The following is a 26,668-nucleotide window of genomic DNA, read 5'->3' as shown; positions in this document are numbered from 1 at the left end:
ACTCCGTCGCAAAATCGGTTGGCTAGTATGCGCGCCAGGCTACCCCGGCGCGCAACAGTCCATCAGCGCTTGTCTTCGACCTTCCACTTGCCGCCGTCGAAGAAGGCGCGCCAACCGGTAGGCTTGCCGTCCACTTCCGACTGCACGTATTGCTCCTTGGTCTTGCGACTGAAGCGGATCACTGCCGGACGGCCATCCGGGTCCTTGGCAGGCGCGCTGAGCAGGAAGTGGTACTTGGGATCGAGTTCTTCCTTGTGCGGAATCAGCTCGAGCACCAGGGGCGCACGGGTTTCGCGATTCTTGGGGAACTGGCTGGCGGCTAGGAACAGGCCCGAAGCGCCATCGCGCAGCACGTAGGTGTCGTCCACCTTCTCGCACTTGAGCTCCGGCATCTTGATCGGGTCGATCTTCGGCGGTGCAGCCTCGCCGCTCTTCAGCAGCTTGCGGGTGTTCTTGCACGTGGGATTGGTGCAACCGAAGAACTTGCCGAAACGACCGGTCTTCAGCTGCATCTCGCTGCCACACTTGTCGCATTCCAGGCTCGGGCCTTCATAGCCCTTGATGCGGTACTGGCCCTGTTCGATCTCGTAGCCAACGCAATCCGGGTTGTTGCCGCAGATGTGCAGCTTGCGGGTCTCGTCCAGCAGGTAGGCATCCATCGCGGTGCTGCAGATGGGGCAACGGTGCTTGCCAAGCAGTACGCGGGACTCCGACTCACCCTCGTCGTCCGCGGCGATTTCGTCGCCCGGAACCAGGTTGATGGTGGCCTTGCAGCGCTCTTTCGGCGGCAGGGTGTAGCCCGAGCAGCCGAGGAATACACCCGTGGATGCAGTGCGGATCATCATCGGCCGGCCGCATTCGCGGCAGGCGATATCGGTCGGCGTCGGCTGGTTGGCGCGCATGCCACTGTCCGCGACCTCGGCCACTTCCAGCTTTTTCTTGAAGTCGCCGTAGAACTCGTCCAGCAGGTTCTTCCAGTCGCGCTCGCCCTGGGCGACATCGTCCAGGTTCTCTTCCATACCGGCGGTGAAGCCGTAGTCCATCAGGTCGGAGAAGCTTTCATTCAGGCGCTCGGTGACGATGTCGCCCATCTTCTCGGAATAGAAGCGGCGGTTGTGCACCGTGACGTAGCCGCGGTCCTGAATGGTGGAGATGATCGCCGCATAGGTGGACGGGCGACCGATGCCACGCTTTTCCAGCTCCTTGACCAGGCTGGCCTCGGAGAAGCGTGCCGGCGGCTTGGTGAAGTGCTGGCTGGGGTCGAGCTTGATCAGCTTCAGGCCCTCGCCTTCCTTCATGTCCGGCAGCACGTCGTCTTCGCCCGGCTTGCTCTGTTGCGGCAGCACGCGGGTGTAACCGTCGAACTTGAGGATGCGGCCCTTGGCACGCAGCTCGAAATCACCGGCAGCCACGGCAACGGTGGTGGACAGGTATTCGGCCGGCGGCATCTGGCAGGCCACGAACTGGCGCCAGATCAGGTCGTACAGGCGCTCGGCGTCACGCTCCATGCCCGACAGCTGGGTCGGCTTGAGGTTGACGTCGGAAGGACGGATCGCCTCGTGCGCCTCCTGGGCGCCCTCCTTGCTCGAATAGAAGTTCGGCTTGGCCGGCAGGTACTTCTCGCCGAACTCACCCTCGATAAAGCCGCGCACCATGGTGACGGCGTCGGCGGAGAGGTTGGTCGAGTCGGTACGCATATAGGTGATGTAGCCCGCCTCGTAGAGACGCTGGGCCATCATCATGGTCTTCTTCACCCCGAAGCCCAGGCGGTTGCTCGCAGCCTGCTGCAGGGTGGAGGTAATGAAGGGGGCGGACGGACGGCTCGAGGTCGGCTTGTCCTCGCGCTTCATGACGCTGTAGCTGGAGGACTTGAGCTTCTCCAGCGCGGCCATGGCCTGGGCTTCGTTCAGCGGCTTGAAGGCAGCCCCCTTCTCCTTGGCCACTTCGAAACGCACGTTGGCGCCCTTGGCAGTACCCAGGTCGGCGTGGACTTCCCAGTACTCTTCCGGAACGAAGGCTCGGATCTCGCGCTCACGCTCCACGACCAGCTTCACCGCCACCGACTGTACGCGGCCAGCGGACAGGCCGCGGGCGATCTTCTGCCACAGCAGCGGCGAAACCATGTAGCCCACGACGCGATCGAGGAAGCGACGGGCCTGCTGGGCGTTGACACGGTTGATGTCCAGTTCGCCCGGGCGGGAGAAGGCTTCCTGGATGGCCTTCTTGGTGATTTCGTTGAACACCACGCGCTTGTAGCGGCTGTCGTCACCACCGATGGATTCCCGCAGGTGCCAGGCAATGGCCTCCCCTTCGCGGTCCAAGTCGGTTGCGAGATAGATGGTGTCGGCATCCTTGGCCAGACGGCGCAGTTCCTCGATCACCTTTTCCTTGCCGGGAAGGATCTCGTACTTGGCCTTCCAGCCATGCTCGGGGTCGACGCCCATGCGGGTGAACAGCTGGCGCTTGGCTTTTTCCTTGGGCGACAGTGCGGGAGCCTCGGACGCGGCCGCCTTGCCGCGCTTCACCGGTTCCTTGCTGGCACTGGCCGAACCGCTGGTAGGCAGGTCACGGATATGGCCGATGCTCGACTTCACCACGTACTGGTTGCCCAGGTACTTGTTGATGGTCTTGGCCTTGGCCGGGGATTCCACGATGACCAGCGATTTGCCCATGGATCGGAAATTTCCTGAATTCGATAAATGAAAGGCGGGAGCCACCTGACGCGGCACCGCTATATATAGTGGCGAACAAGACAAGGTCAAGCTTACCCGCCGCCCCGCGATACCTCAGCGGCGCGGAAAGAGATCTGACTCGGCGGTCACCAGTGCGAAGCGGGCGATCTGCTCGCCATTCACCTCGACCGTCTCGGTGAACATCGCCAATGGGCGTACCCACAGGCCGTATTCGCCATAGAGGGCCTGGTAGACGACCAGCTCCTCCTCGGTCTCGGAGTGCCGTGCCGTGCCGATCACGCGGTACTCCTGGCCTTTGTAGTGACGGTAGAGTCCAGGTTGCAGGCTCATGTTCCCCTCCTATCCATCTATAGCCGGCTCGCGAAGGGTGCGCATGGTGCCCACTCGGGCGCCCGCTGGCCAGCCCCTGCTGACGAAATAAGCCTTATAAAAGCAAAAACCGGGGCGCCAGGCCCCGGTCTTTCCCCTCTTCGTACGCTTAGATGCGTTCGAAGACGGTGGTGATGCCCTGGCCGAGGCCCACGCACATGGTGGACACGCCCAGGGTACCGCCGTTCTGCTTCATCACGTTCAGCAGGGTGCCGGAGATACGTGCACCGGAGCAGCCGAACGGGTGACCCAGCGCGATGGCGCCGCCGTGCAGGTTGACCTTCTGCTCCATCTTGTCGAGGAGTTTCAGATCTTTCAGCACCGGCAGGGCCTGAGCGGCAAAGGCTTCGTTGAGTTCAACGAAATCGATGTCGTCCATGGTCAGGCCGGCACGCTTCAGGGCCTTCTGAGTGGACGGCACCGGGCCGTAGCCCATGATCGCCGGATCGACACCGGCAACCGCCATGGCACGTACCACGGCCATCGGCTGGATGCCGAGGTCCTGGGCGCGCTGGGCACTCATCACGATCATGCAGGACGCGCCGTCGGTGATCTGCGAAGAAGTACCCGCAGTCACGGTGCCGCCTTTCGGGTTGAACGCAGGACGCAGGGCGGCCAGGCTCTCGAGGGTGGTTTCCGGACGGATGGTTTCGTCGAAGTCGAACACCTTCAGGAAGCCGTTCTCGTCGTAGCCTTGCATCGGGATGATTTCATCCTTGAACTTGCCTTCGACGGTGGCTTTGTGCGCCAGGCGGTGAGAACGCTCACCGAAGGCGTCCTGCTGCTCGCGGCTGATGCCGTGCATCTTGCCCAGCATCTCGGCGGTCAGGCCCATCATGCCCGAGGCCTTGGCGGCGTACAGGGACAGGTGCGGGTTCGGATCGACGCCGTGCATCATGCCTACGTGACCCATGTGCTCCACGCCACCGACCACGAACACGTCGCCGTTGCCGGTCTGGATGGCCTGCACGGCAGTGTGCAGGGCGCTCATGGAGGAGCCGCACAGACGGCTGACGGTCTGGCCGGCGCTGGTGTGCGGGATCTGGGTCATCAGCGACGCCATGCGCGCGATGTTCCAGCCTTGTTCCAGGGTCTGGTTTACGCAGCCCCAGATCACGTCTTCCACTTCGGCCGGGTCCAGCTTGGTGTTACGGGCCAGGACGCCGCTGATCAGGTGCGCCGACATGGTCTCGGCACGGGTGTTGCGGTGCATGCCGCCTTTGGAACGACCCATCGGGGTACGGCCGAAGTCGACAATGACTGCATCTCTAGGATTCAGGCTCATATTTCTACTCTCGCTCTGTTCGTTCCGCGATTAACCGAAAAACTTCTGGCCCTTGGCGGCCATTTCACGAAGCTTCGCGGTCGGGTGGTACAGCGCGCCCAGTTCGGCGTACTTGTCGGCCAGGGCAACGAATTCGGCTACACCGACGGAGTCGATGTAACGCAGTGCACCACCACGGAAGGGCGGGAAGCCGATGCCGTAGATCAGGCCCATGTCGGCCTCAGCTGCGGTCTCGACGATGCCGTCTTCCAGGCAACGAACGGTTTCCAGGCACAGCGGGATCATCATGAAGTTGATGATGTCTTCGTCGGTCAGCTCGCGCTGCTCAACGACGATGGACTTCAGCAGCTCGTAGGCTTCCGGATCGGAAACTTTCTTCGGCTTGCCGCGCTTGTCGGTCTCGTAGGCGTAGAAGCCCTTGCCGTTCTTCTGGCCCAGGCGATTGGCTTCGTACATCACGTCGACGGCGGTCTTGCCTTCCACGGCCATGCGGTCCGGGAAGCCTTCGGCCATGACGTCACGGCCGTGGTGGCCGGTGTCGATGCCAACCACGTCGGAGAGGTAGGCCGGGCCCATGGGCCAGCCGAATTTCTCCATGATCTTGTCGATGCGCACGAAGTCGACGCCGAAGCCCAGCAGCTTGGAGAAGCCACCGAAGTACGGGAACAGCACGCGGTTGACCAGGAAGCCGGGGCAGTCGTTGACCACGATCGGGTTCTTGCCCATTTTCTTGGCGTAGGCAACGGTGGTGGCCACGGCCACTTCGCTGGACTTCTCGCCACGGATGACTTCGACCAGGGGCATCATGTGCACCGGGTTGAAGAAGTGCATGCCGACGAAGTTCTCGGGGCGCTTCAGCGCCTTGGCCAGCAGGCTGATGGAGATGGTGGAGGTGTTGGAAGCCAGGATGGCGTCCTCACGAACCACGCCTTCCACTTCGGCCAGCACGATCTGCTTGACCTTGGGGTTCTCGACCACTGCTTCGACGACGATGTCGACAGCGCCGAAATCACCGTAGGACATGGTCGGGCGAATGGCGGTCAGGGCCTCAGCCATCTTGGCCGGGGTCATGCGGCCTTTCTCGACGCGCTTGCCGAGCAGCTTGGAGGCCTCGTTCAGGCCCATCTGGATACCCTCTTCACGGATATCCTTCATCAGGATCGGAGTGCCTTTGGAAGCCGACTGGTAGGCGATACCGCCGCCCATGATGCCAGCGCCGAGTACGGCAGCCAGTTTCACGTCGCGCGCGACTTCGTCGTACTGCTTGGCTTTCTTCTTCAGTTCCTGGTCATTCAGGAACAGGCCGATCAGGCTGGCCGCGACCGGGGTCTTGGCAAGCTTGACGAAGCCGGCGGCCTCGACTTCCAGCGCCTTGTCACGACCGAAGTTGGCGGCTTTCTGGATGGTCTTGATGGCTTCGACCGGAGCCGGGTAGTTCGGGCCGGCCTGGCCAGCCACGAAACCCTTGGCGGTTTCGAAGGCCATCATCTGCTCGATGGCGTTGAGCTTGATCTTTTCCAGCTTGGGCTGACGCTTGGCCTTGAAATCCAGCTCGCCGGAGATGGCGCGCTTGACCAGGTCCAGAGCGGCTTCCTGGAGTTTCGCAGGAGCAACGACGGCATCGACGGCACCCACTTTCAGGGCGTCGGCAGCCTTGTTTTCCTTGCCGGAGGCGATCCACTCGATGGCATTGTCGGTGCCGATCACGCGCGGCAGACGCACGGTGCCACCGAAGCCCGGGTAGATACCCAGCTTGACTTCCGGCAGGCCGATCTTGGCGGTCTCGCTCATGACGCGGTAATCACCGGCCAGGCACATTTCCAGGCCGCCACCGAGGGCGATGCCATTGATGGCGACCACGGTCGGAACCTGCAGGTCTTCGAAATCGCTGAAGATCTTGTTGGCTTCGAGGTTGCCTGCCACCAGCTCTTCATCGGGCAACTTGAAGTTGTCGACGAATTCGGTGATGTCCGCACCGACGATGAACACGTCCTTGCCACTGCTGACGATAACGCCCTTGACCGACGCATCGGCCTTGATGGCATCAACCGACTGACGCAGTTCATTCAGGGTTAGACGGTTGAATTTGTTGACGGACTCACCCTTGAGGTCGAACTTCAGTTCGACGATGCCGCCCTCAAGAGCCTTAACCGTGATGGCTTTACCTTCGTAAATCATCAACTGATCTCCACGGTATGGAAGCTGAACAGTACACATCGGAGCCAACCGGCGAACCGGCTCGAGGCATTGCCGTCGAGCTTAGTCCGATTCGGTCCGGCACACCCACCGACGCGATATCGGGTAGTTATTGGACGTTGTCTGTAAGGCAAACGCTCAATTCATACGCCCGTTTGATTTGGGTGCGCACACATTCACGGAAAAGTCCGCTGTTGTCAATTGTGCTTCGTGACCGTACGGCCACGCTCAATCCGCTCTGCCACCAGCCTTTGCGCAGGCCCGGGGCCCCTCTGGAAAGCAACATGCGGGATGGTTATGACAGACCATCAAGCGGGCGACGGGAGGCTCAATAACGTGACCTGCAGCACGCTAGCCAAACGCCAGCGCAGCAGGTTAGAGTCGCCCGATACGGCCGGGACAGGCCGAATAACAAAAACAACTAGATGAAGCCCCTAGAGGCACACGGAGTAGCGACATGACGAGCCGTACGCTTGCCATTCTGCTGGGCACCCTGCTCACCCTTTCCACCTTCGCAATTCCCGCTCAAGCCGCCGACCCCGCAACAAGCCTGCTCAAACTGCACCAGATGCGTCTCGCCGCGCAGAAGAGCCTGGGCGACTTCTATATGTACAACGGCATGGAAGGTGATCAGCGCTATGCGCGGATGATCGACGAGTCCGTCCAGCAAGCCGATGCGCGCCTCAAGGAACTGACCGAGATGCCCGGCGACGGCTCCAAGGCCCTCAGCGCGCAACTCAACCAGCAATGGAAGGATTACTCTGGCGAGCTGACCAATCTCGTCGTGGCGCTCAAGACCAAGGGCTTCACCGACCTTCAGCCCATCGCCGACATGACCGCGCGCAACCAGAAGCTGCTGGCCCTGGCCAAGGAGCTGTACGGAAAGATCCAGCAGGAAAGCGGCGTCAACGTTCCCCCGCTGACCCAGCAAAGCCGCGAGCAAAGCCTGCTGATGCAGACCATCGCCGTCGACTACGCCTCGCGCAGCGCCTCGGTCGGCGCCTCCTTCTTCGGCGGCGGCGAAGGCAAGCCCATCGACGAACTGGCGCGCGATTTCGCCGGCCAGCTCAACGCCCTGGAGCAGCAGCCGAAGAACACCCCGGAGATCAAGCAAGCCCTGACCAGCATCGGCACCAAGTGGCGCTACATCGAGAAATCGCTGCAGAACTACAACGAGAACAGCGTGCCCTTCCTGATCAACAAGTACTCCGACAGCATCATCGACGGGCTCGAAGGCGTCTCCGCCCAATACGCCGCCACGCAGCTCTGAAGCGCCCCGCCGTCACCCGGGCCCATTGCGCGGCCCGGGTCACCTCAAGCTCACACCACCGCGCGCAGCACGTCGGCGATGCGCTGCAGGTCCTCGGGCGTGCCCCGCTCGCCCCAGCACAGTGCGATCATCTGCGCATTCGCCTCGATCTTGTAGACATCAGCCGGCAACCCCTGGAATCGCGCCAGCATGGCCGGGTCTTCCAAAGGCTCGCGCCACTGGTTCTGCCACTGCCCAGGCGCCACCTGCCAATAGCACCAGGCACCAGGCGCCCCGCGGGGACGCGGGCGATGGTACTGGGCACAGGAATGAGGCGGCTCCACCGGCAGCCAGTGCGGCCACTCCTGGCGCGACAGCTGCATGGCCAACCCCATGCGTCGCGCCTCCATGCGCAGCTCCATGCGGCCACGCTGCCCTTTGGACGGCAGCAACCAGACCAGGGGGCTGAGCACGGCGAGCAGGAGAAATACCACCAACCAGAGGGTCATAACGTCATCCCATGATGAAAATCATGCCGCCAGGCACCCATGGCGGCCATACTGAGTTCAAGCGCAAACCTTAAGGAGGAGTCACCCATGCCCTATAAGCACATTCTGGTCGCCGTCGATCTCACCGATGAATGCCACCCGGTGGTGCGCCGCGCCCAGGCCCTCGCCCAGGCGACTCAGGCCAGGCTGTCGCTGGTCCACATCGTCGAACCCATGGCCATGGCCTTCGGCGGCGATGTGCCCATGGACCTCTCGATGCTCCAGCAACAACAGTTCGAACAGGCCCGCGAACGCCTGGACGGCTTCGCCGGCCTCTACCCTGAACTGCTCGCCGAACAGCGCCACCTGGCCTACGGCCAGCCCCGCCAGGAAATCCACCGCCTCGCCGAAGAACAGGGCTGCGACCTGATCGTCGTCGGCAGCCACGGCCGCCACGGCCTCGCCCTGCTCCTGGGCTCCACCGCCAACGATGTGCTCCACGGCGCGCCCTGCGACGTGATCGCCGTACGCTTGAAGAAAACCGACTGACCCAGCAGCCGGCGGAGGCTTCAGAAGAAGCCTTCGTCGGCGCTCATCACCAGCGGGCGGATCTTCTGCAACTGGGTTTCCAGCGAGTAGGTCATGCTCGAGGCCATGGAGAAGAAGGTCAGGAAGGCCTTCAGGTTCGAATCGCCATCGCACACATCGTGAATACGCTGCCAGAACGCCTGGTTGACCAGCTGCAACTGCTGGAACAGGCGCACCAACCCCTTCAGCTCCCAATCCGCATGCCGGCCTTCACGGAAGTTGAAGTACTGCCGCGATAGATACAGGGACACGGCGCGCAGGATGAACTCCTGGTTGCTGGCGAACGGCAGATGCTGATGGGCCATCGGCTTGAGCCGGCCCAGCACCGGGCAGGCGCTGGTCGCCATGATCACGCCCAGCAGGGCACGCAGCCCTTCTTCCAGCCCCACCTGCTTGGTGTATTCACGCTCCGGTGTGCGCACCAGGAACACCGCCTTCTTGAAGGCCGGCAGCCCATGGAAGTCCTCGATCACCCGGTGCAGGTCGACCGCCGCCGGGCAATGGCTGAACTTGTCCTTGGACAGCGGGCAGTTGCTGCACTGCTGGAACTCCAGGCGCGTCCACTTCGGCGCGGCGAGCGCGCGCTCCTCGTCGTACTGCCGATCCAGCTCGATGCGATAGCTGAACTCGTGTTCGTCATCCAGGGTGATGCGGTACTCGACAGCCATGGGCTCTCCAGCTCGGTGATTCTTCAGTCGTCCAGTTCGGCCCAGCGCTCCAGCAGGCGATCCAGCTCCTGCTGCTGCTTCTCGAAGCGCTCCAGTACCGTGCGGGTCTGCTCCGCAGGCCGCTGGTAGAACGCCGGGTCGGAAATTTCCTGCTGTACCGCTGCCATCTCCGCTTCCAGGGTCTCGATCTGGCCGGGAAGCGCTTCCAGCTCACGCTGCAATTTGTAGCTGAGTTTCTTCTTCGGCGCCTCGGCCTCGCTCACTGAAGGGGCGGCGGCCACCGGAGCCGGTGCGACGGTGGCGGTGGGCTCGGCCTTGCCGGACTTGGTCTCGCCCACTCCCAGCAGGCGCGGCGAACCGCCCTGGCGCAGCCAGTCCTGGTAGCCACCCACGTACTCACGCACACGGCCTTCGCCTTCGAACACCAGGGTGCTGGTCACCACATTATCCAGGAAGGCCCGGTCGTGGCTGACCATCAGTACGGTGCCCGGGAAGTTCAGCAGCACCTCTTCCAGCAGTTCAAGGGTTTCCACATCCAGGTCGTTGGTCGGTTCGTCCAGCACCAGCAGGTTGGCCGGCTTGCTGAACAGCTTGGCCAGCAGCAGGCGCGCACGTTCGCCGCCCGACAGAGCCTTGACCGGTGTACGCGCACGCTGCGGGCTGAACAGGAAGTCGCCCAGGTAGCTCAGCACATGGCGGTTCTGGCCATCGATGGAGATGAAATCGCGGCCTTCGGAAATGTTGTCGATCACCGTCTTCTCGGGCTCAAGCTGGTGACGCAACTGATCGAAATAGGCCACTTCCAGCTTGGTGCCCACCTCGATCGTGCCGCTGGTCGGCTCCAGGTCGCCCAGCAGCAGCTTGAGCAGGGTGGTCTTGCCGGTGCCGTTGGCGCCCAGCAGGCCGATACGGTCGGAACGCTGCAGCACCAGGGAGAAATCGCGGATCAGCGGCGCGCCGCCCGGATGGGCGAAGCCCACGTTCTCGGCGACCATCACCTGCTTGCCGGACTTGTCGGCGGTCTCCAGCTGGATATTGGCCTTGCCCTGACGCTCGCGGCGCTCGGCACGCTCGCTGCGCATCGCCTTCAGCGCACGCACACGCCCTTCGTTACGGGTACGACGGGCCTTGATGCCCTGGCGGATCCACACTTCCTCCTGGGCCAGGCGCTTGTCGAACAGCGCGTTGGCGGTCTCTTCCGCCGCCAGTTGCTGCTCCTTGTGCACCAGGAAGCTGGCGTAGTCGCCGTTCCAGTCGATCAGGTGGCCGCGATCCAGTTCGAGGATGCGCGTTGCAAGGTTCTGCAGGAAGGAACGGTCGTGGGTGATGAACAGCACGGCGCCGCCAAAGCCCATCAGCGCCTCTTCCAGCCAGGCGATGGCGCCGATATCCAGGTGGTTGGTCGGCTCGTCCAGCAGCAGCAGGTCGGGCTCGGAAACCAGCGCCTGGGCCAGCAGCACGCGGCGACGCCAGCCACCGGACAGCTCGGCCAGGGTCTTGTCGGCCGGCAGTTGCAGGCGGCTCAGGGTGCTGTCCACCAGTTGCTGCAGGCGCCAGCCATCCTTCGCCTCAAGCTCCTGCTGCACGTGCATCAGCTTGTTCAGGTCTTCGTCGCTATGGATGTTCTGGCTGAGGTGGTGGTACTCGGCCAGCAGCGCGCCGACGCCAGCCAGCCCCTCGGCGACCACGTCGAACACGGTGCGATCGTCGGCACGCGGCAGCTCCTGCGGCAGCTCGCCGATCTTCAGGCCAGGGGCGCGCCAGATCTCGCCGTCATCGCCATGCTGGTCGCCCTTCACCAGGCGCAGCATGCTCGACTTGCCGGTGCCGTTGCGGCCGATGATGCACACCCGCTCGCCACGGGCTATCTGCCATGACACCTTGTCCAGCAACGGCATGGCGCCATAGGCAAGGGATACATCGCTGAACTTGAGCAGGGTCATGGGCGCCTCCGAAAACAGGGGGCGCATTCTACCCGGTTTGCGCCTTGGCATATCCGCCATTTTTTCATCATGTTTCCTCCACCGCATCCGATTTCACCCGGGCAGGGCAACAGGCTAAGCTACGCAGATCCGGTGGCGGCCAGGCCGTTGCCCCATACGATTTATCTACCCGGAAGTGTCATGCGCGGTCGTCTGCTCAGCCTGTTCTCCTGCCTGCTTCTCACCACCGTCACCCTCGATGCAGCCCAAGCGGTCCCCCTTGCCCAGCAACGTCAGATGTACGACGAGGCCAAGCGAGCCCTGGCCAAGGGTGACAGCGGCCCCTACAAGCGTTACGCCAATGCCCTGGCCAACTACCCGCTGGAGCCCTACCTGGCCTACGACGAGCTGACGGCGCGCCTGAAGTGGGCCAGCAACGACGAGATCGAGAAATTCCTCGCCGAGCACGGCGACCTGCCCCAAGCCAACTGGATGAAGCTGCGCTGGTTGCGCTGGCTGGCCGAGCGCGGCGAATGGAAGACCTTCGTCAATTACTACGACCCGAAGATGAACTTCACCGAGCTGGACTGCCTCTACGGCCAGTACCAGATCAAGAACGGCCTCAAGGCCGAAGGCTACAAGAGCGCCGAGAAACTCTGGCTGGTGGGCAAGTCCCAGCCCGAGGCCTGTGACGTGCTCTTCGACCTGTGGCGTGCCGAAGGCCAGATGACCGAGCAGATGCGCTGGCGCCGCGCCAAGCTCGCCGCCGAGGCGCGCAACTATGGCCTCGCCAGCTTCTTGGTGAAGGGCCTGCCAACGCTTCAGACCCAGGGCAAGCTGCTGCTGGATGTCGCGCAGAACCCGCAGATGCTCAGCCAGACCGCCCGCTTCGCCCCGGCCGACAAGGCCATGGGCGATGTGGTCGGCCTCGGCCTGCGCCGCCTGGCCCGCCAGGATCCGGAAAAGGCCATGGCCCTGCTGGATGGCTACGCCGCGCGGATGAAGTTCTCCAGCAGCGAGAAGGTCGCCATCGCCCGCGAGATCGGCCTCACCCTGGCCAAGCGCTACGACCCTCGCGCCCTCAAGCTCATGACCCAGTACGACCCCAAGCTGCGCGACAACACCGTCAGCGAATGGCGCGCGCGCCTGCTGCTGCGCCTGGGCCAGTGGGACGACGCCTACAAGCTGACCAAGCAGATGCCCGCCGAGCTGGCCAATACCAACCGCTGGCGCTACTGGCAGGCCCGCTCCCTGCAACTGGCCCAGCCGCAGAGCGCCGAAGCCGCCCGCCTCTATCAGCCCCTGGCAAAGGAGCGTGACTTCTACGGCTTCCTCGCCGCCGACCGCATCCAGACGCCCTACCAGCTCAACAACAAGCCGCTGGCCCTGGACCCGCGCCTGGTGCAGAAGGTGCGCAACACCGCCGGTATCCGCCGTGCCCTGGAGTTCCACGATCGCGGCCAGATCGTCGACGGTCGCCGCGAGTGGTACTACGTCAGCCGCCTGTTCAGCCGTGACGAAATGGTCGCCCAGGCCAAACTCGCCTACGACATGCAGTGGTACTTCCCGGCCATCCGCACCATCAGCCAGGCCCAGTATTGGGACGACCTGGACATCCGCTTCCCCATGGCCCACCGCGGTGCCCTGACCCAGCAGGCACGCCTGCGTGGCCTGCACTCCAGCTGGGTGTTCGCCATCACCCGCCAGGAAAGCGCCTTCATGGCCGACGCCCGCTCCGGCGTCGGTGCCATGGGCCTGATGCAACTGATGCCCGGCACCGCCAAGGAGACCGCGCGCAAGTTCGGCATTCCCCTCGCCTCACCGCAACAGGCGCTCAACCCGGACGTCAACATCCAGCTCGGCGCCGCCTACCTCAGCCAGGTGCACGGCCAGTTCAACGGCAACCGCGTGCTCGCCTCCGCCGCCTACAACGCCGGCCCCGGCCGCGTGCGCCAATGGCTCAAAGGCGCCAACCACCTGGCCTTCGACGTCTGGGTGGAAAGCATCCCCTTCGACGAAACCCGCCAGTACGTACAGAACGTGCTGTCCTACTCCGTCATCTACGGGCAGAAGCTCAACGCCCCGCAGCCCCTGGTGGATTGGCACGAGCGCTTCTTCGACGACCAGTGATCGAAGCCGAAACGCAAAACGGGCGCCCATGGGGCGCCCGTTTCGTTTGTGCAGCCGTTGCAGCGCGGAGTCTTACTCCAGGACTTCCACTTCCATGCCCTCTTCCAGCGTGCCGGTGCTGCGGTTGATCAGGTTCTGCCCGAAGTACAGCTCGCCTTCGCGCTCGCGGTAGGTCTTGAGGGTGGTGAGGGGCTCGCGGTCAGGGCTGCGCTCGCCGGTGGCAGGGTCGATGGTGGTGAGGATGCAACGGGTGCAGCCTTTGGCCACGCTGAACTCGACGCCGCCGATGCGGATGCGCTTCCACTCGTCCTCGGCGAAGGGCGCGCTGCCCTCCACCACCAGGTTGGGGCGGAAGCGCAGCATCTCCAGTGGGCGGCCAACACGGCTGGACAGGTCATCCATCGAGGCCTGGCCGATCAGCAGCAGCGGGAAGCCATCGGCGAAACCGACCTTCTCCTCGGGCAGCAGGCTGCCGGGGATGTCCCGTGCCCGCTCGTTGGGCACATGCACCAGGCGGCACGGCTTGCCGATGAACTCGCTGAGCCAGGCAGCGGCCTCGTCACCGGCGTCAGGCACCAGCATCGAGTCCTTCCAGATGAAGGTGCCGCGCAGGTCGCTGTTCGGGTCTGGCAGGGCCACATCCAGGCTGGGCCGGCCGGCGGTGCTCAGGGTCAGGCCACCGGTGGCGTTCCACAGCGCGCTCAGTTGCGACATCTGCGGCAGCGCGCGCTGGGTGAGGAAACGGCCATTGCTCGCGTCCACCAGCATCCAGCGTCGATCACCGGCCAGGCCGATGCCATCGAGTTCGGCACGCTGCAGGCGTTCGCCGATCGCGGATTTCATGGGGAAACGATAGAGAGCGGAGAGACGCAACATGGGCCGGCTTCCTTGGACGGTCAGCGAAAGCCCACTTATACGGAATCGTGGGCCGGGGCCTCAACCCCGGCACCACGAAAAGATCATTCGTCCTTCTTCAGGCGGTCCGCCACCACGTCCACCAGCTTGTCGGGCTGGAACTTGGAGAGGAAGTTGTCGCAACCGACCTTCTTCACCATGGCGTCGTTGAAGCTGCCGGACAGCGAGGTGTGCATCACCACGTAGAGCTCACGCAGGCGTGGGTCGTTGCGAATCTCGGTGGTCAGGCGGTAGCCGTCCATCTCCGGCATTTCGGCGTCGGTGAAGATCATCAGCAGCTTGTCGGTCATCACCTCGCCGGTGTCGGCCCACTTTTTCAGCAGGTTCAGCGCCTTGAGGCCGTCGCTGACCGAATGGGTGCGGATACCCAGCTGCGAGAGGGTTTCGCGCAGCTGGGTCAGCGCGACATTGGAGTCGTCCACCAGCAGCACTTCGCGGCCTCGGGCCTTCTCCAGCAGCGGGTTGCTCAAGCGCTCCTCGGACACCCGGGTGCTCATGGGCACGATTTCGGCAAGCACCTTCTCGACGTCGATGATCTCGACGATCTGGTCCTCCACCTTGGTGATCGCCGTCAGGTAATGCTGGCGACCGGCACCACCGGGCGGCGGCTGGATGGATTCCCAGTTGAGGTTGAGGATGCGGTCCACGCCCCCCACCAGGAACGCCTGCACCGAGCGGTTGTACTCGGTGACGATGATGGTGCTGCGCTCATCCGGCACCAGCGCGCGCATGCCGATGGCGCGGGACAGGTCGATCACCGGCAGGGTCTGGCCGCGCAGGTTGACCACGCCGCAGACGAAGGGGTGGCGCTGGGGGATCAGGGTCAGCTTCGGCAGCTGCAGGACTTCCTGCACCTTGAACACGTTGATGGCGAACAGCTGGCGGCCGGCCAGGCGGAACATGAGGATTTCCAGGCGGTTCTCGCCCACCAGTTGGGTACGTTGATCGACTGTGTCGAGAATACCGGCCATTGCATGCTCCTGTTGGATGTTCGAGCCAGACTGCGGCTGCAGTTGCTTATCGGCAGAAGGCCTTGGAACTGTAGCCATCATGGCTTGGCGCCATCATGCACCACGGGGCGCGACGGCACCAGAAGCCACTCATCCCTCACTGCCTTGCAGCAACGGGGAACCGTCCGGCAGATGTAAGCGTAGTGCGTTGCGGCGCGCATTGAAGCGAACCTTGCTGCATTCCATGGGTTCTCCGTCGAGATTCATGTCCAACCCCTCGGGTGCCTCCACCTCCACCCACGGCAAACGCGCACTCACCGACACCGCCTCCACCCCGCCGATGCCCCCCGAAAGCAGCGTACCCAGGGTGCCGACCACATCCTGCGGGGCCGGCACGATGCAGAGCTCCAGCAGTCCGTCATCGACCTTGGCGCGCGGGCACAGTACATGCCCGCCCCCTGCCTGGCAGCCGTTGCCGATGCCCACGGCGAGGAATTCGCCCTCCCACTCGAAATCCGGCCCCTTGAAGCGACCGAAGGCCGAATGCACCTCGGAGAAGCGCGTCAGTCCGGTGAGGAAATAGGCCGCGCCGCCCAGCACCTTCTTCAGGTCTTCGGAGGTGTTGGCAGTGATCTTCGAGCCAAAGCCACCGGTGGCCATGTTGAGGAACAGCCGCCCGTCGGCCTCCCCCAGGTCGATGGGCCGCGGCGGCACATCCAGCAGCGCCAGGGCCTCGCCGGGCAGCAGCGGCACCCCGGCGGCCCGGGCGAAGTCATTGGCGGTGCCCAGGGGCAACAGCGCCAGGCTGGCGTCCTGGTCCGCCAGTGCCATGGCTTCGGCGACATCACGCAAGGTGCCATCGCCGCCCCCGGCGATGAGCGTGCGATACCCGGCGGCCAGGGCCTCTTCGACGATGCGCCCGGCATCACCGCCCTCCCAGGTCACCCGCACCGCCAGTTCCCAACCCGCCTCCCGGCGCGCCTCGACGGCCGCTCGCACGTCCTCGTTCAATGCCTGCTTGCCGTGCAGGATCAGCAATGCCTTGCGCTCGCTCATGGGCCACTCCATCCAGGGTGAGTCGGCCGAGTATAGGCCTCGACCGTAAGAACAAGATGAGACAAGCGTCGGAGGCGGATTACACACATATCTAATATGTCGATTTGTTTGTTGAATAATTTACGCTTTTTGTCGATAAGAACTTGATGAAAAATGGCCTCCAACACGCCGCAGAGCCCAACCCACTGCGAGCACTGAGGAGATTCCCATGATCGAAGTACGCCCTTTCAACCAGCTCGGCGGCGCCCACCACGGCTGGCTCAACGCCCGTCACCACTTCTCCTTCGCCGAGTACCACGATCCGGCGCGGATGAACTGGGGCCAACTGCGGGTCTGGAACGATGACGAGATCGCTGCCGACAGCGGTTTCCCGCCGCACCCCCACCGCGACATGGAGATCATCACCTACGTCCGTGAAGGCGCGATCACCCACCAGGACAACCTGGGCAACAAGGGCCGCACCGAAGCCGGCGATGTGCAGGTGATGAGCGCGGGCACCGGCATCACCCACAGCGAGTACAACCTCGAGGGCGAGACCACCCGGATCTTCCAGATCTGGATCATGCCCACCGAGTTCGGCGCCGCGCCTTCCTGGGGGGCCAAGCCCTTCCCGAAAGGTGAGCGCGCCGGCAGCTTCGTGACCCTGGCCAGCGGCATAGACGAAGGCAGCGACGCCCTGCACATCCGCGCCAACGCCCGGCTGGTGGCCGCCACGCTGACCGCTGGGCAGACCGCGGAATACCGCCTGGAACACGGCCGCAAGGCCTACCTGGTGGCCGCCAAGGGTCGCTACGAAGTCAACGGCGTGGCCGCCGAAGCCCGCGACGGCGTAGCCGTACGTGATGTCGAGGTGCTGAGCTTCACCGCCAGCGAAGATACCGAGATCGTGCTGGTGGACGTCGCCTGATCCAGGCCGTAACGAAAACGCCCCCGGAGTTCTGCTCCGGGGGCGTTTTTCATTGCCTGCGTGGCAGGCGCCCGCTCCTCGTGGGAGCGAATTCATTCGCGATCAACCCATCACCGCAACGCCGTGCCGAACCCGACCCAATGCGTCAACCGCATCAGGCCGGGTACCCGGTGATCTCGCGGATCTTCTGGTACAGCGGCTTCAACTGCCGGTACATGCGCTGGTACACCCCCTGGTAGAGCCGCTCGTAGATGCGTTGCGCTTGCGGGTCCGGGTGGAACACCTGGCCGACGCGGGTCATGGCGCTTATCGCCGTGGGGAAGTCCGGGTGCAACCCCAGGCCGACCGCACAGTCGATGGCGGCACCCAGCCCCGAGGTTTCGTAGACGTGTGGCCGCTCCGCCGGCAGGCCGAAGATATCGGCCGTCAGCTGCATGGCCGCATCGCTTTGCGAACCGCCACCGGAAACGCGCAAGCGCTTGATCGGCGTGCCCGAGCGCTTCTCGATGCGTTCCTTGCCCTGGCGCAGCGCGTAGGCCAGGCCTTCGAGAATGGCGCGGTAGATGTGCGCGCGGGTGTGCACATCGCCGAAGCCGATGATCGAGCCCTTGGCTTCAAGGCCCGGCTCGCGGATGCCCGGCGTCCAGTAGGGCTGCAACATCAGGCCCATGGAGCCCGGCGGCACGCTGTTGACCAGTTCGTCGAACAGCGCCTCGGGCTCGACGCCCAGCTCCTTGGCCCGCTGCATCTCGCGCAGGCCGAACTCCTGCTTGAACCAACTGACCATCCAGAAGCCGCGGTAGATCATCACCTCGGTATTGAAGTGATCGGGGATCGCCGCCGGATAGGGCGGGATCAGCGGGATGGTTTCCAGGTAGCTGCGACGGGTGGTGTTGATGGTCGCCGTGGTGCCGTAGGAGAGGCAGGCCGTGTCCGGCTCCACCCCGCCCGAGCCCATCACCTCGCAGGCCTTGTCGGCGCCGGCGGCGATCAGCGGCAGGCCCTCAGGGATGCCGGTCAGGCGGCTGGCCTCGGCGCTGATGCTGCCCAGGCGCTCGCCCGGCTTGAACAGGTCCGGCAGCTGCTCGCGGCGCACCGGCATCGCCTGCCACTTCCAGTCCTTGGGCGAGGCCCAGTCCAGGCGCTTGTAGTCGAACGGCAGGTAGGCCACCTGGCAGGCCACCGAATCGACGAAGCGCCCGCACAGGCGGTGGGTGAGGAAGCCCGACAGCAGCAGCACCTTGTGGGTGCGCTGCCAGATGTCCGGCTGGTGCTGCGAAACCCAGTTCACCTCAGCCTGGGCGCGGAAGTAATCCACCGTGCCCTCAATGCGCAGCAGGCGGAACAGCCAGCCCCAGGGGCCCTTGATACGCCCCTCGACCTCGGCGCGGCGCTGGTCCAGCCAGATGATCGCCGGGCGCAGCGGCGTGCCCTGTTCGTCGACGTTGATCACCGTGCCGCGCTGGGTGGTGACGGAGACGCCACGGATCAGGCTGCGATCGATATCCACCGATTCCCACAGCAAGCGGCAGGCTTCGGCGAGGCTCGACCAGTAGTACTCCGCATCCTGCTCGGCCCAGCCGGGCTGCTTGGAGTAGTAGGCCTCCAGCGGCACCTTGCCCTTGCCCACCAGGTTGCCTTCCAGGTCGAACAGCAGCGCACGGACACTCTGGGTGCCGTTGTCTATCGCCAGCAGGTAGCTCTTCTCGCTCACGGTGGATTCCTTGTTCTTATTCTGCGGGCAGGCTGTAGCTGCGCTGCCAGAGCGCAGCATAGGCCCGTTCCTCGTCTTCCCAGCGCCCATCGCTCCAGCCCAGGCGGGCCTGGCACAGCGTGCGGATGCGCGGCATCAGCGCCGCACCACCACCGGGCAACAACAGGCCCAGGCGGGTGCGTCGCAGCAGCAGGTCGTCCAGGTGCAGCACCAGCTCGGCTTCCGCCGCCCAGGCCAATTCGGCCCAGAGGGTATCGGTGGCGCCAACGCGCTCGCTGCCCAGTTCATCGATCAAACGGGCGACAGCGGCGAGCTCCGGGCCATGCCGCCCCGCCAGGCGCCGCTGCGCCAAGGGGCCCAGGCCAGGCAGGCTCGCCAACGGCGCCGGCTTGAACACCGCTGCGCCGAGATCATCCACCGTGCGGCCGTTGAAGCCCGCGCAAGCGCGCAGCACCTCCAGCGCCAGCAGGCGGAAGGTGGTCAGCTTGCCGCCGGCCAGGGTCACGCAGCCGGGCTCGGTCCACAGCGCATGCTCGCGCTTCTCGTCGGAGGGCTTCAGCGACGCCTCGCCGTCGCTCACCACCGGGCGCACGCCGGCCCAGGTGGAGAGCACGTCCGCACGCCCGATGGCGGCAGCGGGGAACTGCTCGCGGCAGGCGGCCAGCAGGTAGTCCACCTCCTCGGCGCTGATGCGCGCGTCCAGGTCCAGCTCGTCGCGGTGATCGAGGTCGGTGGTGCCGACCACGGTCGCGCCTTCCCAGGGGAAGACGAACACCGGGCGGCCATCGGCCGGGTGCATGAAACTGATGGCGTGGGCCAGCGGCAGGCGCCAGCCCGGCAGTAAAAGGTGGCTGCCACGCAGGGGGCGGATGTGCTCGCTGCCCTCGCGGCGGCGCAGGCGATCGGCCCAGGCACCGGTGGCCTGGGCCACGGCGCGGGTGCGCAGGGCGTAGCGCTGGCCGCTCTCGATGTCTTCCGCCACCAGGCCGACCACCTGGCCCTGCTCGCGGGTCAGCTCCACCACGCGCAGGCCATTGAGCGCCTCGCCGCCATCGCGCCGGGCCTCGGCCAACACGCGCATCACCAGGCGCGCATCGTCGGTGACCGCATCGAAGAACTGGGTGCCGCCCTGCAGCTTCGCCTCGTCCAGCCCCGGGGTGAGGAAGCGCAGCTGCTGCAGTGAGTGATAGAGGTGGTTGCGCTTGCCTGCCAGGGCGTCGTAGACCGCCAGCAGGCTGCCGAACACGCGGGGGCCGGGGAAGCCGCCACGGTGGGGCATGACGAAGCTCAGCGGGTCCACCAGCCCCGGCGCCTCGGCCAGCAGGCGTTGGCGTTCGCGTACCGAGTCACGGGTCAGGCCGAACTGGCCCTTGGCGATATAGCGCAGGCCGCCGTGGACCATCTTCGAGGAGCGGCTGGAAGTGCCCCAGGCGAAGTCGCGCTGCTCCAGCAGCAGGCACTTCCAGCCACGCCGGGCCGCCTCGCGGAGGATGCCGGCGCCGGTGATGCCGCCGCCGACGACGATCAGGTCCCAATCCCGCGCCGCCAGCTCCGGCAGCGCGCGCTCGCGCCAGGCCGCGTTCCAGGGCTGCATGGTCAATCCTGGATCAGCACGCCGGGAGCCAGGCGGCCCTCGGGGTCGAAGTGCCCGGCCAGCGCCTTGAGCACCGCCATGCCGCGCTCGCCCTTCTCCACCGGCAGCCAGGGCGCATGGTCGCGACCCACGCCGTGCTGGTGGCTGATGGTGCCGCGGTTGTGCGCGATCACCTCGCTGGCCGCGCGCTTCAGGCGGCTCCAGCGCTGCAGGGCCTGCTCGTAGCTGGCGCCCGGACGGAACACGTAGGTGGTGTAGATGCTGGAGCCCTCGCCGTAGACGTGGGACAGGTGGGTGAAGACGTGGACGCGCTCGCCCTCCTCCGCCAGGCCGTCACGCAGGCTGGCTTCCACCTTGTTCAGCAGGTTGTCGACGTTGATCCAGTCGGTGGCGGTTTCCAGGGTGTCGACCACGTAGCCGGCATCCCACAGGCCATGGCGCAGGTAGGGGAAGCGGAAGCGGTTCTCCGCCCACTTCTTGCCCAGCAGGGTGCCGGTGAACACGCCACCGAAGCCCTTCAGCAGCTTCTTCGCCTGGCGCAGCGACACGGCGTTCTGCTGGCGGTTGCCGGTGACGCCGAAGGTCAGCATGCACTTGCCAACTCGCGCACCGCGGAAGGCCAGGTACTTCTCCAGCAGGGCGATCTGCTCGGGGTGGCCGGCCAGGGCCAGCTGGGTTTCGGTCTCGATGGCGTTGGACAGGCGCAGCATCGACAGCGGCACCCGCGCCTGGGCCAACGCGCGGATGCCCGCCAGGGCCTGCTCCCAACTGGGCAGGAACACGGCGTAGAAACTCTCCTGGTCGGCCAGGCGGGTGACCCGCACACGCACTTCGGAAATCACCCCGAAGCGACCTTCGGAACCCAGCACCACTTCGCGCAGGTCCGGCCCCGCGGCCGAGGCCGGGAAGGTCGGCAGCTCCAGCGGGCCGTCGAAGGTCTCCAGGGTGCCGCCGGCGAACAGCTGCTCGATGCGGCCATAGCGCAGGGATTGCTGGCCGCTGGAACGGCTGGCGACCCAGCCGCCGATGGTCGACAGCTCCCAGGATTGCGGGAAGTGACCGAGGGTGTAGCCCTTGGCACGCAGCTGGCTTTCCACCTGCGGCCCATTGGCACCGGGGCCGAAGGTGGCGATCAGGCTTTGCTCGTCCAGGTCCAGCAGGCGGCTCATGCGTTCGAGAGACAGGGTCAGCACCGGCCGCTCGCCGGCCTGCGGGTTGATGTGGCCGGCCACCGAAGTGCCGCCGCCGTAGGGGATGAGCACGATGTCGTGGGTCCGGGCCCAGGCCATCAGCTGGCGGATGTCCTCGGCGGTTTCGGGGTAGGCGACGCCATCGGGGAACACCTCGAAACGGCCTTCACGCATGGCCAGCCAATCCGGCAGGCTCTGGCCACGGGCGTGGCGCACGCGCTCCTCGGCGTCCTGGCTGACCAGCACATGGGGCGGCAGGCGCGAGGCCGGCACCTGCGCCAGCACTTGCGCCAGGGTGGCGTCGTCCAGGCGCTGCCCGGCGCCGACGCGCTGGGCCAGAAAATCCGTGCCATTGGCCGGCAGTTCCACCACGGTCGACTCTTCACCCCAGCCGTTCCAGCGTCGCATGCCCATCTCCTTGTTCGAGTTGTTTCGGAGGCTTTCAATGGGTGCCTATACTAGCCAGCCGCGCAAGGGCGTCACTGTCGGATCGGGACAGTGGCTATCGCCAATCAAGACATTCAGAACAAGAAGAAACCATGGATTCCCTCGGCTATACCTCCGTCCCCGCCCTGCTCAAGTACCTGCGCCATGCCGAGCACCTCGGCCTGGACGTGGCCGCTGCGCTCGACGCTGCCGGCATCCGCGCCGAGGAACTGGCCGACAACGGCAAGCGCATGCCCAGCGAAGCCCATGAACGCCTGCTGCAGCACCTGATGGCGGTCTCCGACGACCCTTTGTTCGGCCTGCATTCCGCGCGCTTCGTGCAGCCGGGCTCGTGGAGCGTGCTCGGCTACATCACCATGAACTGCGCCACCCTGGGCGAGGCCATGAGCCGCATCGTCCCCTACGAAAAACTGGTGGGCGACATGGGCACCAGCCGCATGGAAGCCGTCGGCGACCATATCCGCCTGATCTGGAACTGCCGCCATGAAGCTCCGGAGATCCGCCGCCACATGGTGGAGAACGTGCTCGCCTCCTGGCTGCTCTACGCCCGCTGGATCGCCGACATGGAGCGCTCGCCCCGCGAGGTCTGGTTCGAACACGCCCAGCCCGCCGGCACCCGCCTGGAGGACTATGAAGAAGTCTTCGGCTGCCCGATCCGCTTCGACCAGGCCTGCAACGCCCTGCTGGTGCCCATGGAGTACCTCGGCGTGCCCCTGCGCCAGGCCGACGCCAACCTGCTGCGCACCCTCGAGGAACATGCCCTGGCGCTGATGGCCGGGCTGGACCAGGACGAACCCCTGCCGCAACGGGTGAAGAACGCCCTGCGCCTGCTGCTCAAGGACGGCCTGCCACGCAAGGAACGGGTCGCGGAGAAATTCCACATGACGGTGCGCACCCTGCAGCGCCACCTGCAGCAGGCCGGCACCAGCTACCAGCAGATCCTCGACGAACTGCGCCAGGAACTGGCCGAGCACTACCTACTGCGCAGCGACCTGGCCATCCAGGACATCGCCAGCTACCTCGGCTTCACCGAGTCACGCTCCTTCCACCGCAGCTTCAAGACCTGGACAGGGCAGACACCGGGGGAATACCGCGAGGCTAAGCGGCAGGGCTAAGTCGCATCCGACATGTTCACCGGTCAGTGTGTAGGGCGGGTGAAACCCGCGAGGGTGTCGAGCTGAGCTGTCGGGTTGCACCCGACCTACCCCTGGAACAACGCAAGACAACACAGCTGCTGATGTAGCCCAGGCTTCAGCCCGGGACCCCGCTTGCAGCCCGGACCGAAGTCCGGGTTGCGGGGTTCAGGCATGCAGTTCGCTCAGCGGGATGAAGCGCAGGCTGTCGCCTTCGGCGAGGGTGGTGCCTTCCAGCACTTCCACCAGGCCCTCGGCCCAGGCGGCGCTGCGCAGCACACCGGAACTCTGGTTGCGGTAGATCACCGCGCGGCCGTTTTCGAGTCGGGCGCGCAGGTACTCGCGGCGATTGCCCGGTTTGCTCCAGGTGAAGCCGGCCGGCACCGGGAAGCCCAGGGGCGCGACCTTGTCCACGCCGAGTCGGCGCAGCAGGTAGGGCCGGGTGAGCAGGCCGAAGGTCACCAGGGTGGAGGCCGGGTTGCCCGGTAGGCCGATCACCGGCACACCCTGGAAGTGGCCGAAGGTGAGCGGCTTGCCCGGCTTGATCGCCAGTTTCCACAACGCCAGCTCGCCGGCCTCGCGCAGGGCCAGGCCGAGGAAGTCCGCCTCGCCGACGGAGACGCCGCCGGTGGAGAGGATCAGATCGACGCCGGTCAGCTCGCCCAGGGCCTTGCGGGTCAGTTCCAGGTCGTCAGCGAGGATGCCGCCATCCACCACCTCGCAACCCAGGCGGCGCAGCCAGGCGATGAGCAGGGTGCGGTTGCTGTTGTAGATCTGCCCCGGGCCGAGCGGCTGGCCCGGCGCAACCAGTTCATCACCGGTGGAGAGCACCGCCACGCGAGGCCGGCGGCGCACCTGCAGGCGTGCGGCGCCGAGGGTGGCGGCCAGGCCCATTTCGATGGGGCCCAGCAGGGTGCCGGCATCCAGCACGGTTTCGCCGCTGCGGGTTTCCTGGCCCTTGGGACGCACGTTCTGCTTGGCACTCATGGGCTCGATGAAGCGCACGCGGCCGTCGTCCAGCACCTCGGCGTTTTCCTGCATCTCCACCGTGTCCGCGCCTTCGGGCAGCGGCGCGCCGGTGAAGATGCGCGCACAGGTGCCCGGCTGCAGCGGGCAGGGGGCGCTGCCCGCCTGAATGCGCTGGCTGACCACCAGCGGCTCGCCACTCCAATCGGCCAGGCGCAGGGCGTAGCCATCCATCGCACTGTTGTCCCAAGGCGGCAGGTCGAGGCCGGCCACCAGGGGTTCGGCCAGCACACGGCCATCGGCATCGGCCAGGGCGACCTCTTCCTGCTCGCGGATGGCAGCCTCCCCGGCCAGCTTCAGCAGCCGGGCCAGGGCGTCTTCCACCGGCATCAGGCCGGGGTTGTCGCAGCAGCTCACCCGCGGCTCTCGCAGGCGTCGGCGCGGGTCAGGTGCGGCACGAAGTTGCAGGGGCGGTGGCGGTTGTCCAGCTGCTCGGCGAGGATGCCGTCCCAGGCGGTGCGGCAGGCGTTGGTGGAGCCCGGCAGGCTGCACACCAGGGTGCCGTTGGAAAGGCCGGCCAGGGCGCGGGACTGCATGGTGGAGGTGCCGATATCGGCCACGGAAATCTGCCGGAAGTACTCGCCGAAGCCGTCCACCTGCTTGTCCAGCAGGCAGGCGATGGCCTCGGGGGTGCTGTCGCGGCCGGTGAAGCCGGTGCCGCCGGTGATCAGCACCACCTGCACCGCGTCCTCGGCGATCCAGGTCGCCACCTGGGCGCGGATCTTGTAGAGGTCGTCCTTCAGCAGCACGCGGGCGGCGAGCTTGTGCCCGGCAGCGGTGAGGCGGTCGACGAAGAGCTGGCCGGAGGTGTCGGTCTCCAGGCTGCGGGTGTCGCTGACGGTGAGAACGGCGATGTTCAGGGGCACGAATACCGCCTCGGCCTTGTGGTTCATGGCAGGCTTCCAGTTGTAGGACAGAATGGCCGGTGTTATATCACAGCGCCGCCCCTCCCGAGAGCCCGCCCATGCCCGGCAACGCCCCCCTTCCCTGCTCCGTTCTGCTGCTCGCCGGCGGCCGCGGCCAGCGCCTGGGCGGCCGCGACAAGGGCCTGGTGGAATGGCGCGGCCAGCCGCTGATCGCCTGGCTGCATGCCGCCACCCGTGCGCGCACCGATGACCTGATCATTTCCTGCAACCGCAACGCCGAGCGCTACGCGCAATGGGCGGACCAACTGGTGACGGACGACAGCCCCGACTACCCGGGCCCCCTGGCCGGCATCCGAGCCGGGCTGGCCGCCGCGCGCCACGACCACCTGCTGGTGCTGCCCTGCGACGCGCCGCTGGTGGACGCCGCGCTGCTCGACTCGCTGCTGCGCGAAGCCGGCGAACGGCCGGTCATGCTGCACCAGGGCGGCTACTGGGAGCCGCTGTTCAGCGTGCTGCCGCGCGCCCTTTTGCCGCAGATCGAACAGGCCTGGCAGGCCGGTGAGCGCAGCCCGCAACGCATTCTCCGCACCCTCGACCCGATCGCCGTGGAATGCCCGGCGGGCGACCCGCGCCTGGCCAACCTGAATACGCCGGATTTGCTGGGTAGCACCCAGGGATCAGCCGGAATCTAGAACGGCTCCGGAACTTTGCCGGCTGGTTTTCCGTCAGAGCCCGAGAACCTCCCGTTCATTCATCAAGGAGATGGAAGATGAACCAGCGGATCATTCCCGCATTCGTGCTCGCGCTCGGCCTGGTCACCCTGGCCGGCTGCTCGTCCCCCACCGTGATCACCCTGAACGACGGCCGCGAGATCCAGGCCGTGGACAAGCCCGATTACGACGATGACTCCGGCTTCTACGAGTTCGAGCAACTCGATGGCAAGCGCGCCAAGGTCAACAAGGACCAGGTCCGCACCATCAAGGAACTCTGAGCCTTATCCGGCGACCTCCCCGGTCGCCTGAACAAGCCCGTCGCGGGGTCACCCGAGGCGGGCTTCGTTTTGTCCGGCCCCTGCAACAGGGCAATACCCCCGGACGCCGCGGCAGCCCTGCCCCGGTAAAAAAATTTCAGCTAACCCCTTGTCGACCAAAAAGTTTTCTGTAGAATGCGCGCTCATTCCACGGAGCGTAGCGCAGCTTGGTAGCGCGTCTCGTTCGGGACGAGAAGGTCGCTGGTTCGAATCCAGTCGCTCCGACCATATCCCGAAAAAACCCGCCTTATA

22 protein-coding genes and 1 tRNA gene are annotated in these 26,668 nt (G+C 65.4%); 8 read left to right on the top strand and 15 right to left on the bottom strand.

Features of this window, described 5'->3' with window-relative positions; all coding sequences use genetic code 11:
* Positions 1–62 precede the first annotated feature (62 nt).
* From topA to fadB, 4 genes are all read right to left on the bottom strand, one after another.
* Positions 63–2,672 carry a type I DNA topoisomerase gene (topA, locus tag RTW82_RS31940; RefSeq protein ID WP_316925216.1) on the bottom strand — a complete coding sequence of 870 codons (2,610 nt, stop codon included), beginning with the start codon at positions 2,670–2,672 and terminating at the stop codon, positions 63–65.
* A gap of 114 nt (positions 2,673–2,786) precedes the next feature.
* A complete protein-coding gene (locus RTW82_RS31935) occupies positions 2,787–3,023 on the bottom strand; it encodes a DUF1653 domain-containing protein (protein ID WP_263403308.1) in 237 nt (78 codons plus the stop codon).
* A gap of 148 nt (positions 3,024–3,171) precedes the next feature.
* Positions 3,172–4,347 carry an acetyl-CoA C-acyltransferase FadA gene (gene fadA, locus RTW82_RS31930; RefSeq protein ID WP_184489225.1) on the bottom strand — a complete coding sequence of 392 codons (1,176 nt, stop codon included), beginning with the start codon at positions 4,345–4,347 and terminating at the stop codon, positions 3,172–3,174.
* Positions 4,348–4,377: 30 nt separating this feature from the next.
* Positions 4,378–6,525, bottom strand: a complete 2,148-nt coding sequence (gene fadB, locus RTW82_RS31925) for a fatty acid oxidation complex subunit alpha FadB (RefSeq protein WP_021219542.1) — start codon at positions 6,523–6,525, stop codon at positions 4,378–4,380.
* Positions 6,526–7,000: 475 nt separating this feature from the next.
* Here fadB and RTW82_RS31920 point away from each other — a divergent pair, with 475 nt between their 5' ends.
* Positions 7,001–7,813 (top strand): hypothetical protein, encoded by an 813-nt coding sequence (locus RTW82_RS31920; RefSeq protein ID WP_021219543.1) that lies wholly within the window; start codon positions 7,001–7,003, stop codon positions 7,811–7,813.
* A gap of 50 nt (positions 7,814–7,863) precedes the next feature.
* On the opposite strand, the gene RTW82_RS31915 is transcribed toward RTW82_RS31920, so the two are convergent.
* Positions 7,864–8,301, bottom strand: coding sequence for a hypothetical protein (locus tag RTW82_RS31915; protein ID WP_316925215.1), 438 nt, complete (start codon positions 8,299–8,301; stop codon positions 7,864–7,866).
* Positions 8,302–8,388: 87 nt separating this feature from the next.
* Between RTW82_RS31915 and RTW82_RS31910 the strand changes: the two genes are divergently transcribed.
* Entirely contained in the window at positions 8,389–8,829 is a 441-nt protein-coding gene (locus RTW82_RS31910; RefSeq protein WP_021219545.1) for a universal stress protein, read from the top strand.
* A 20-nt stretch (positions 8,830–8,849) separates the two neighbouring features.
* On the opposite strand, the gene RTW82_RS31905 is transcribed toward RTW82_RS31910, so the two are convergent.
* Positions 8,850–9,536, bottom strand: coding sequence for a DUF6901 family protein (locus RTW82_RS31905; RefSeq protein ID WP_021219546.1), 687 nt, complete (start codon positions 9,534–9,536; stop codon positions 8,850–8,852).
* Positions 9,537–9,559: 23 nt separating this feature from the next.
* Entirely contained in the window at positions 9,560–11,479 is a 1,920-nt protein-coding gene (locus RTW82_RS31900; RefSeq protein ID WP_316925214.1) for an ATP-binding cassette domain-containing protein, read from the bottom strand.
* Between the two features lie 180 nt (positions 11,480–11,659).
* Between RTW82_RS31900 and RTW82_RS31895 the strand changes: the two genes are divergently transcribed.
* Complete coding sequence (locus RTW82_RS31895; RefSeq protein WP_316925213.1) at positions 11,660–13,588, top strand: transglycosylase SLT domain-containing protein; 1,929 nt, start codon at positions 11,660–11,662, stop codon at positions 13,586–13,588.
* Between the two features lie 72 nt (positions 13,589–13,660).
* Here the strand turns inward: RTW82_RS31895 and RTW82_RS31890 are convergent, their stop codons facing one another.
* From RTW82_RS31890 to yegS, 3 genes are all read right to left on the bottom strand, one after another.
* Positions 13,661–14,464 (bottom strand): MOSC domain-containing protein, encoded by an 804-nt coding sequence (locus RTW82_RS31890; protein ID WP_316925212.1) that lies wholly within the window; start codon positions 14,462–14,464, stop codon positions 13,661–13,663.
* 83 nt (positions 14,465–14,547) lie between these two features.
* Positions 14,548–15,474: a chemotaxis protein CheV gene (locus RTW82_RS31885; RefSeq protein ID WP_021219550.1), complete on the bottom strand. Its 927-nt coding sequence runs from the start codon at positions 15,472–15,474 to the stop codon at positions 14,548–14,550.
* A 129-nt stretch (positions 15,475–15,603) separates the two neighbouring features.
* Entirely contained in the window at positions 15,604–16,509 is a 906-nt protein-coding gene (gene yegS, locus RTW82_RS31880) for a lipid kinase YegS (RefSeq protein WP_021219551.1), read from the bottom strand.
* Between the two features lie 208 nt (positions 16,510–16,717).
* On the opposite strand from yegS, the gene RTW82_RS31875 reads away from it, so the two are divergent.
* On the top strand, positions 16,718–17,416 hold the full coding sequence (locus RTW82_RS31875; protein WP_184489219.1) for a pirin family protein: 699 nt from the start codon (positions 16,718–16,720) through the stop codon (positions 17,414–17,416).
* Positions 17,417–17,570: 154 nt separating this feature from the next.
* Here RTW82_RS31875 and RTW82_RS31870 read toward each other — a convergent pair whose 3' ends face one another.
* From RTW82_RS31870 to RTW82_RS31860, 3 genes are read right to left on the bottom strand one after another with little or no spacing between them, the layout of a single operon-like run.
* On the bottom strand, positions 17,571–19,130 hold the full coding sequence (locus RTW82_RS31870) for an FGGY-family carbohydrate kinase (RefSeq protein WP_043243906.1): 1,560 nt from the start codon (positions 19,128–19,130) through the stop codon (positions 17,571–17,573).
* Between the two features lie 16 nt (positions 19,131–19,146).
* Positions 19,147–20,724: a glycerol-3-phosphate dehydrogenase/oxidase gene (locus tag RTW82_RS31865; protein WP_316925211.1), complete on the bottom strand. Its 1,578-nt coding sequence runs from the start codon at positions 20,722–20,724 to the stop codon at positions 19,147–19,149.
* A 2-nt stretch (positions 20,725–20,726) separates the two neighbouring features.
* Complete coding sequence (locus RTW82_RS31860; RefSeq protein WP_316925210.1) at positions 20,727–22,322, bottom strand: FAD-binding oxidoreductase; 1,596 nt, start codon at positions 22,320–22,322, stop codon at positions 20,727–20,729.
* A gap of 131 nt (positions 22,323–22,453) precedes the next feature.
* On the opposite strand from RTW82_RS31860, the gene RTW82_RS31855 reads away from it, so the two are divergent.
* Complete coding sequence (locus RTW82_RS31855) at positions 22,454–23,476, top strand: AraC family transcriptional regulator (protein ID WP_316925209.1); 1,023 nt, start codon at positions 22,454–22,456, stop codon at positions 23,474–23,476.
* 186 nt (positions 23,477–23,662) lie between these two features.
* Here RTW82_RS31855 and glp read toward each other — a convergent pair whose 3' ends face one another.
* Together glp and moaB are read right to left on the bottom strand one after the other, a co-directional pair.
* A complete protein-coding gene (gene glp / locus RTW82_RS31850) occupies positions 23,663–24,850 on the bottom strand; it encodes a gephyrin-like molybdotransferase Glp (protein WP_316925246.1) in 1,188 nt (395 codons plus the stop codon).
* A 23-nt stretch (positions 24,851–24,873) separates the two neighbouring features.
* On the bottom strand, positions 24,874–25,413 hold the full coding sequence (gene moaB, locus RTW82_RS31845) for a molybdenum cofactor biosynthesis protein B (RefSeq protein ID WP_316925208.1): 540 nt from the start codon (positions 25,411–25,413) through the stop codon (positions 24,874–24,876).
* A gap of 71 nt (positions 25,414–25,484) precedes the next feature.
* On the opposite strand from moaB, the gene mobA reads away from it, so the two are divergent.
* The 3 genes from mobA to RTW82_RS31830 all read left to right on the top strand — a co-directional run bounded on the left by mobA (position 25,485) and on the right by RTW82_RS31830 (position 26,644).
* Positions 25,485–26,078 (top strand): molybdenum cofactor guanylyltransferase MobA, encoded by a 594-nt coding sequence (gene mobA / locus RTW82_RS31840; protein ID WP_316925207.1) that lies wholly within the window; start codon positions 25,485–25,487, stop codon positions 26,076–26,078.
* A 77-nt stretch (positions 26,079–26,155) separates the two neighbouring features.
* Positions 26,156–26,377 (top strand): YgdI/YgdR family lipoprotein, encoded by a 222-nt coding sequence (locus tag RTW82_RS31835; protein ID WP_021219560.1) that lies wholly within the window; start codon positions 26,156–26,158, stop codon positions 26,375–26,377.
* 190 nt (positions 26,378–26,567) lie between these two features.
* Positions 26,568–26,644 (top strand) — tRNA-Pro (locus tag RTW82_RS31830).
* Positions 26,645–26,668 lie beyond the last annotated feature (24 nt).

The sequence above is a fragment of the Pseudomonas sp. zfem005 genome (assembly GCF_032621735.1).
Lineage (GTDB): Bacteria > Pseudomonadota > Gammaproteobacteria > Pseudomonadales > Pseudomonadaceae > Metapseudomonas > Metapseudomonas solani.
The sequence above is the reverse complement of the archived record's forward strand: the minus strand, read 5'-3'. Positions and strand labels throughout refer to the sequence as shown.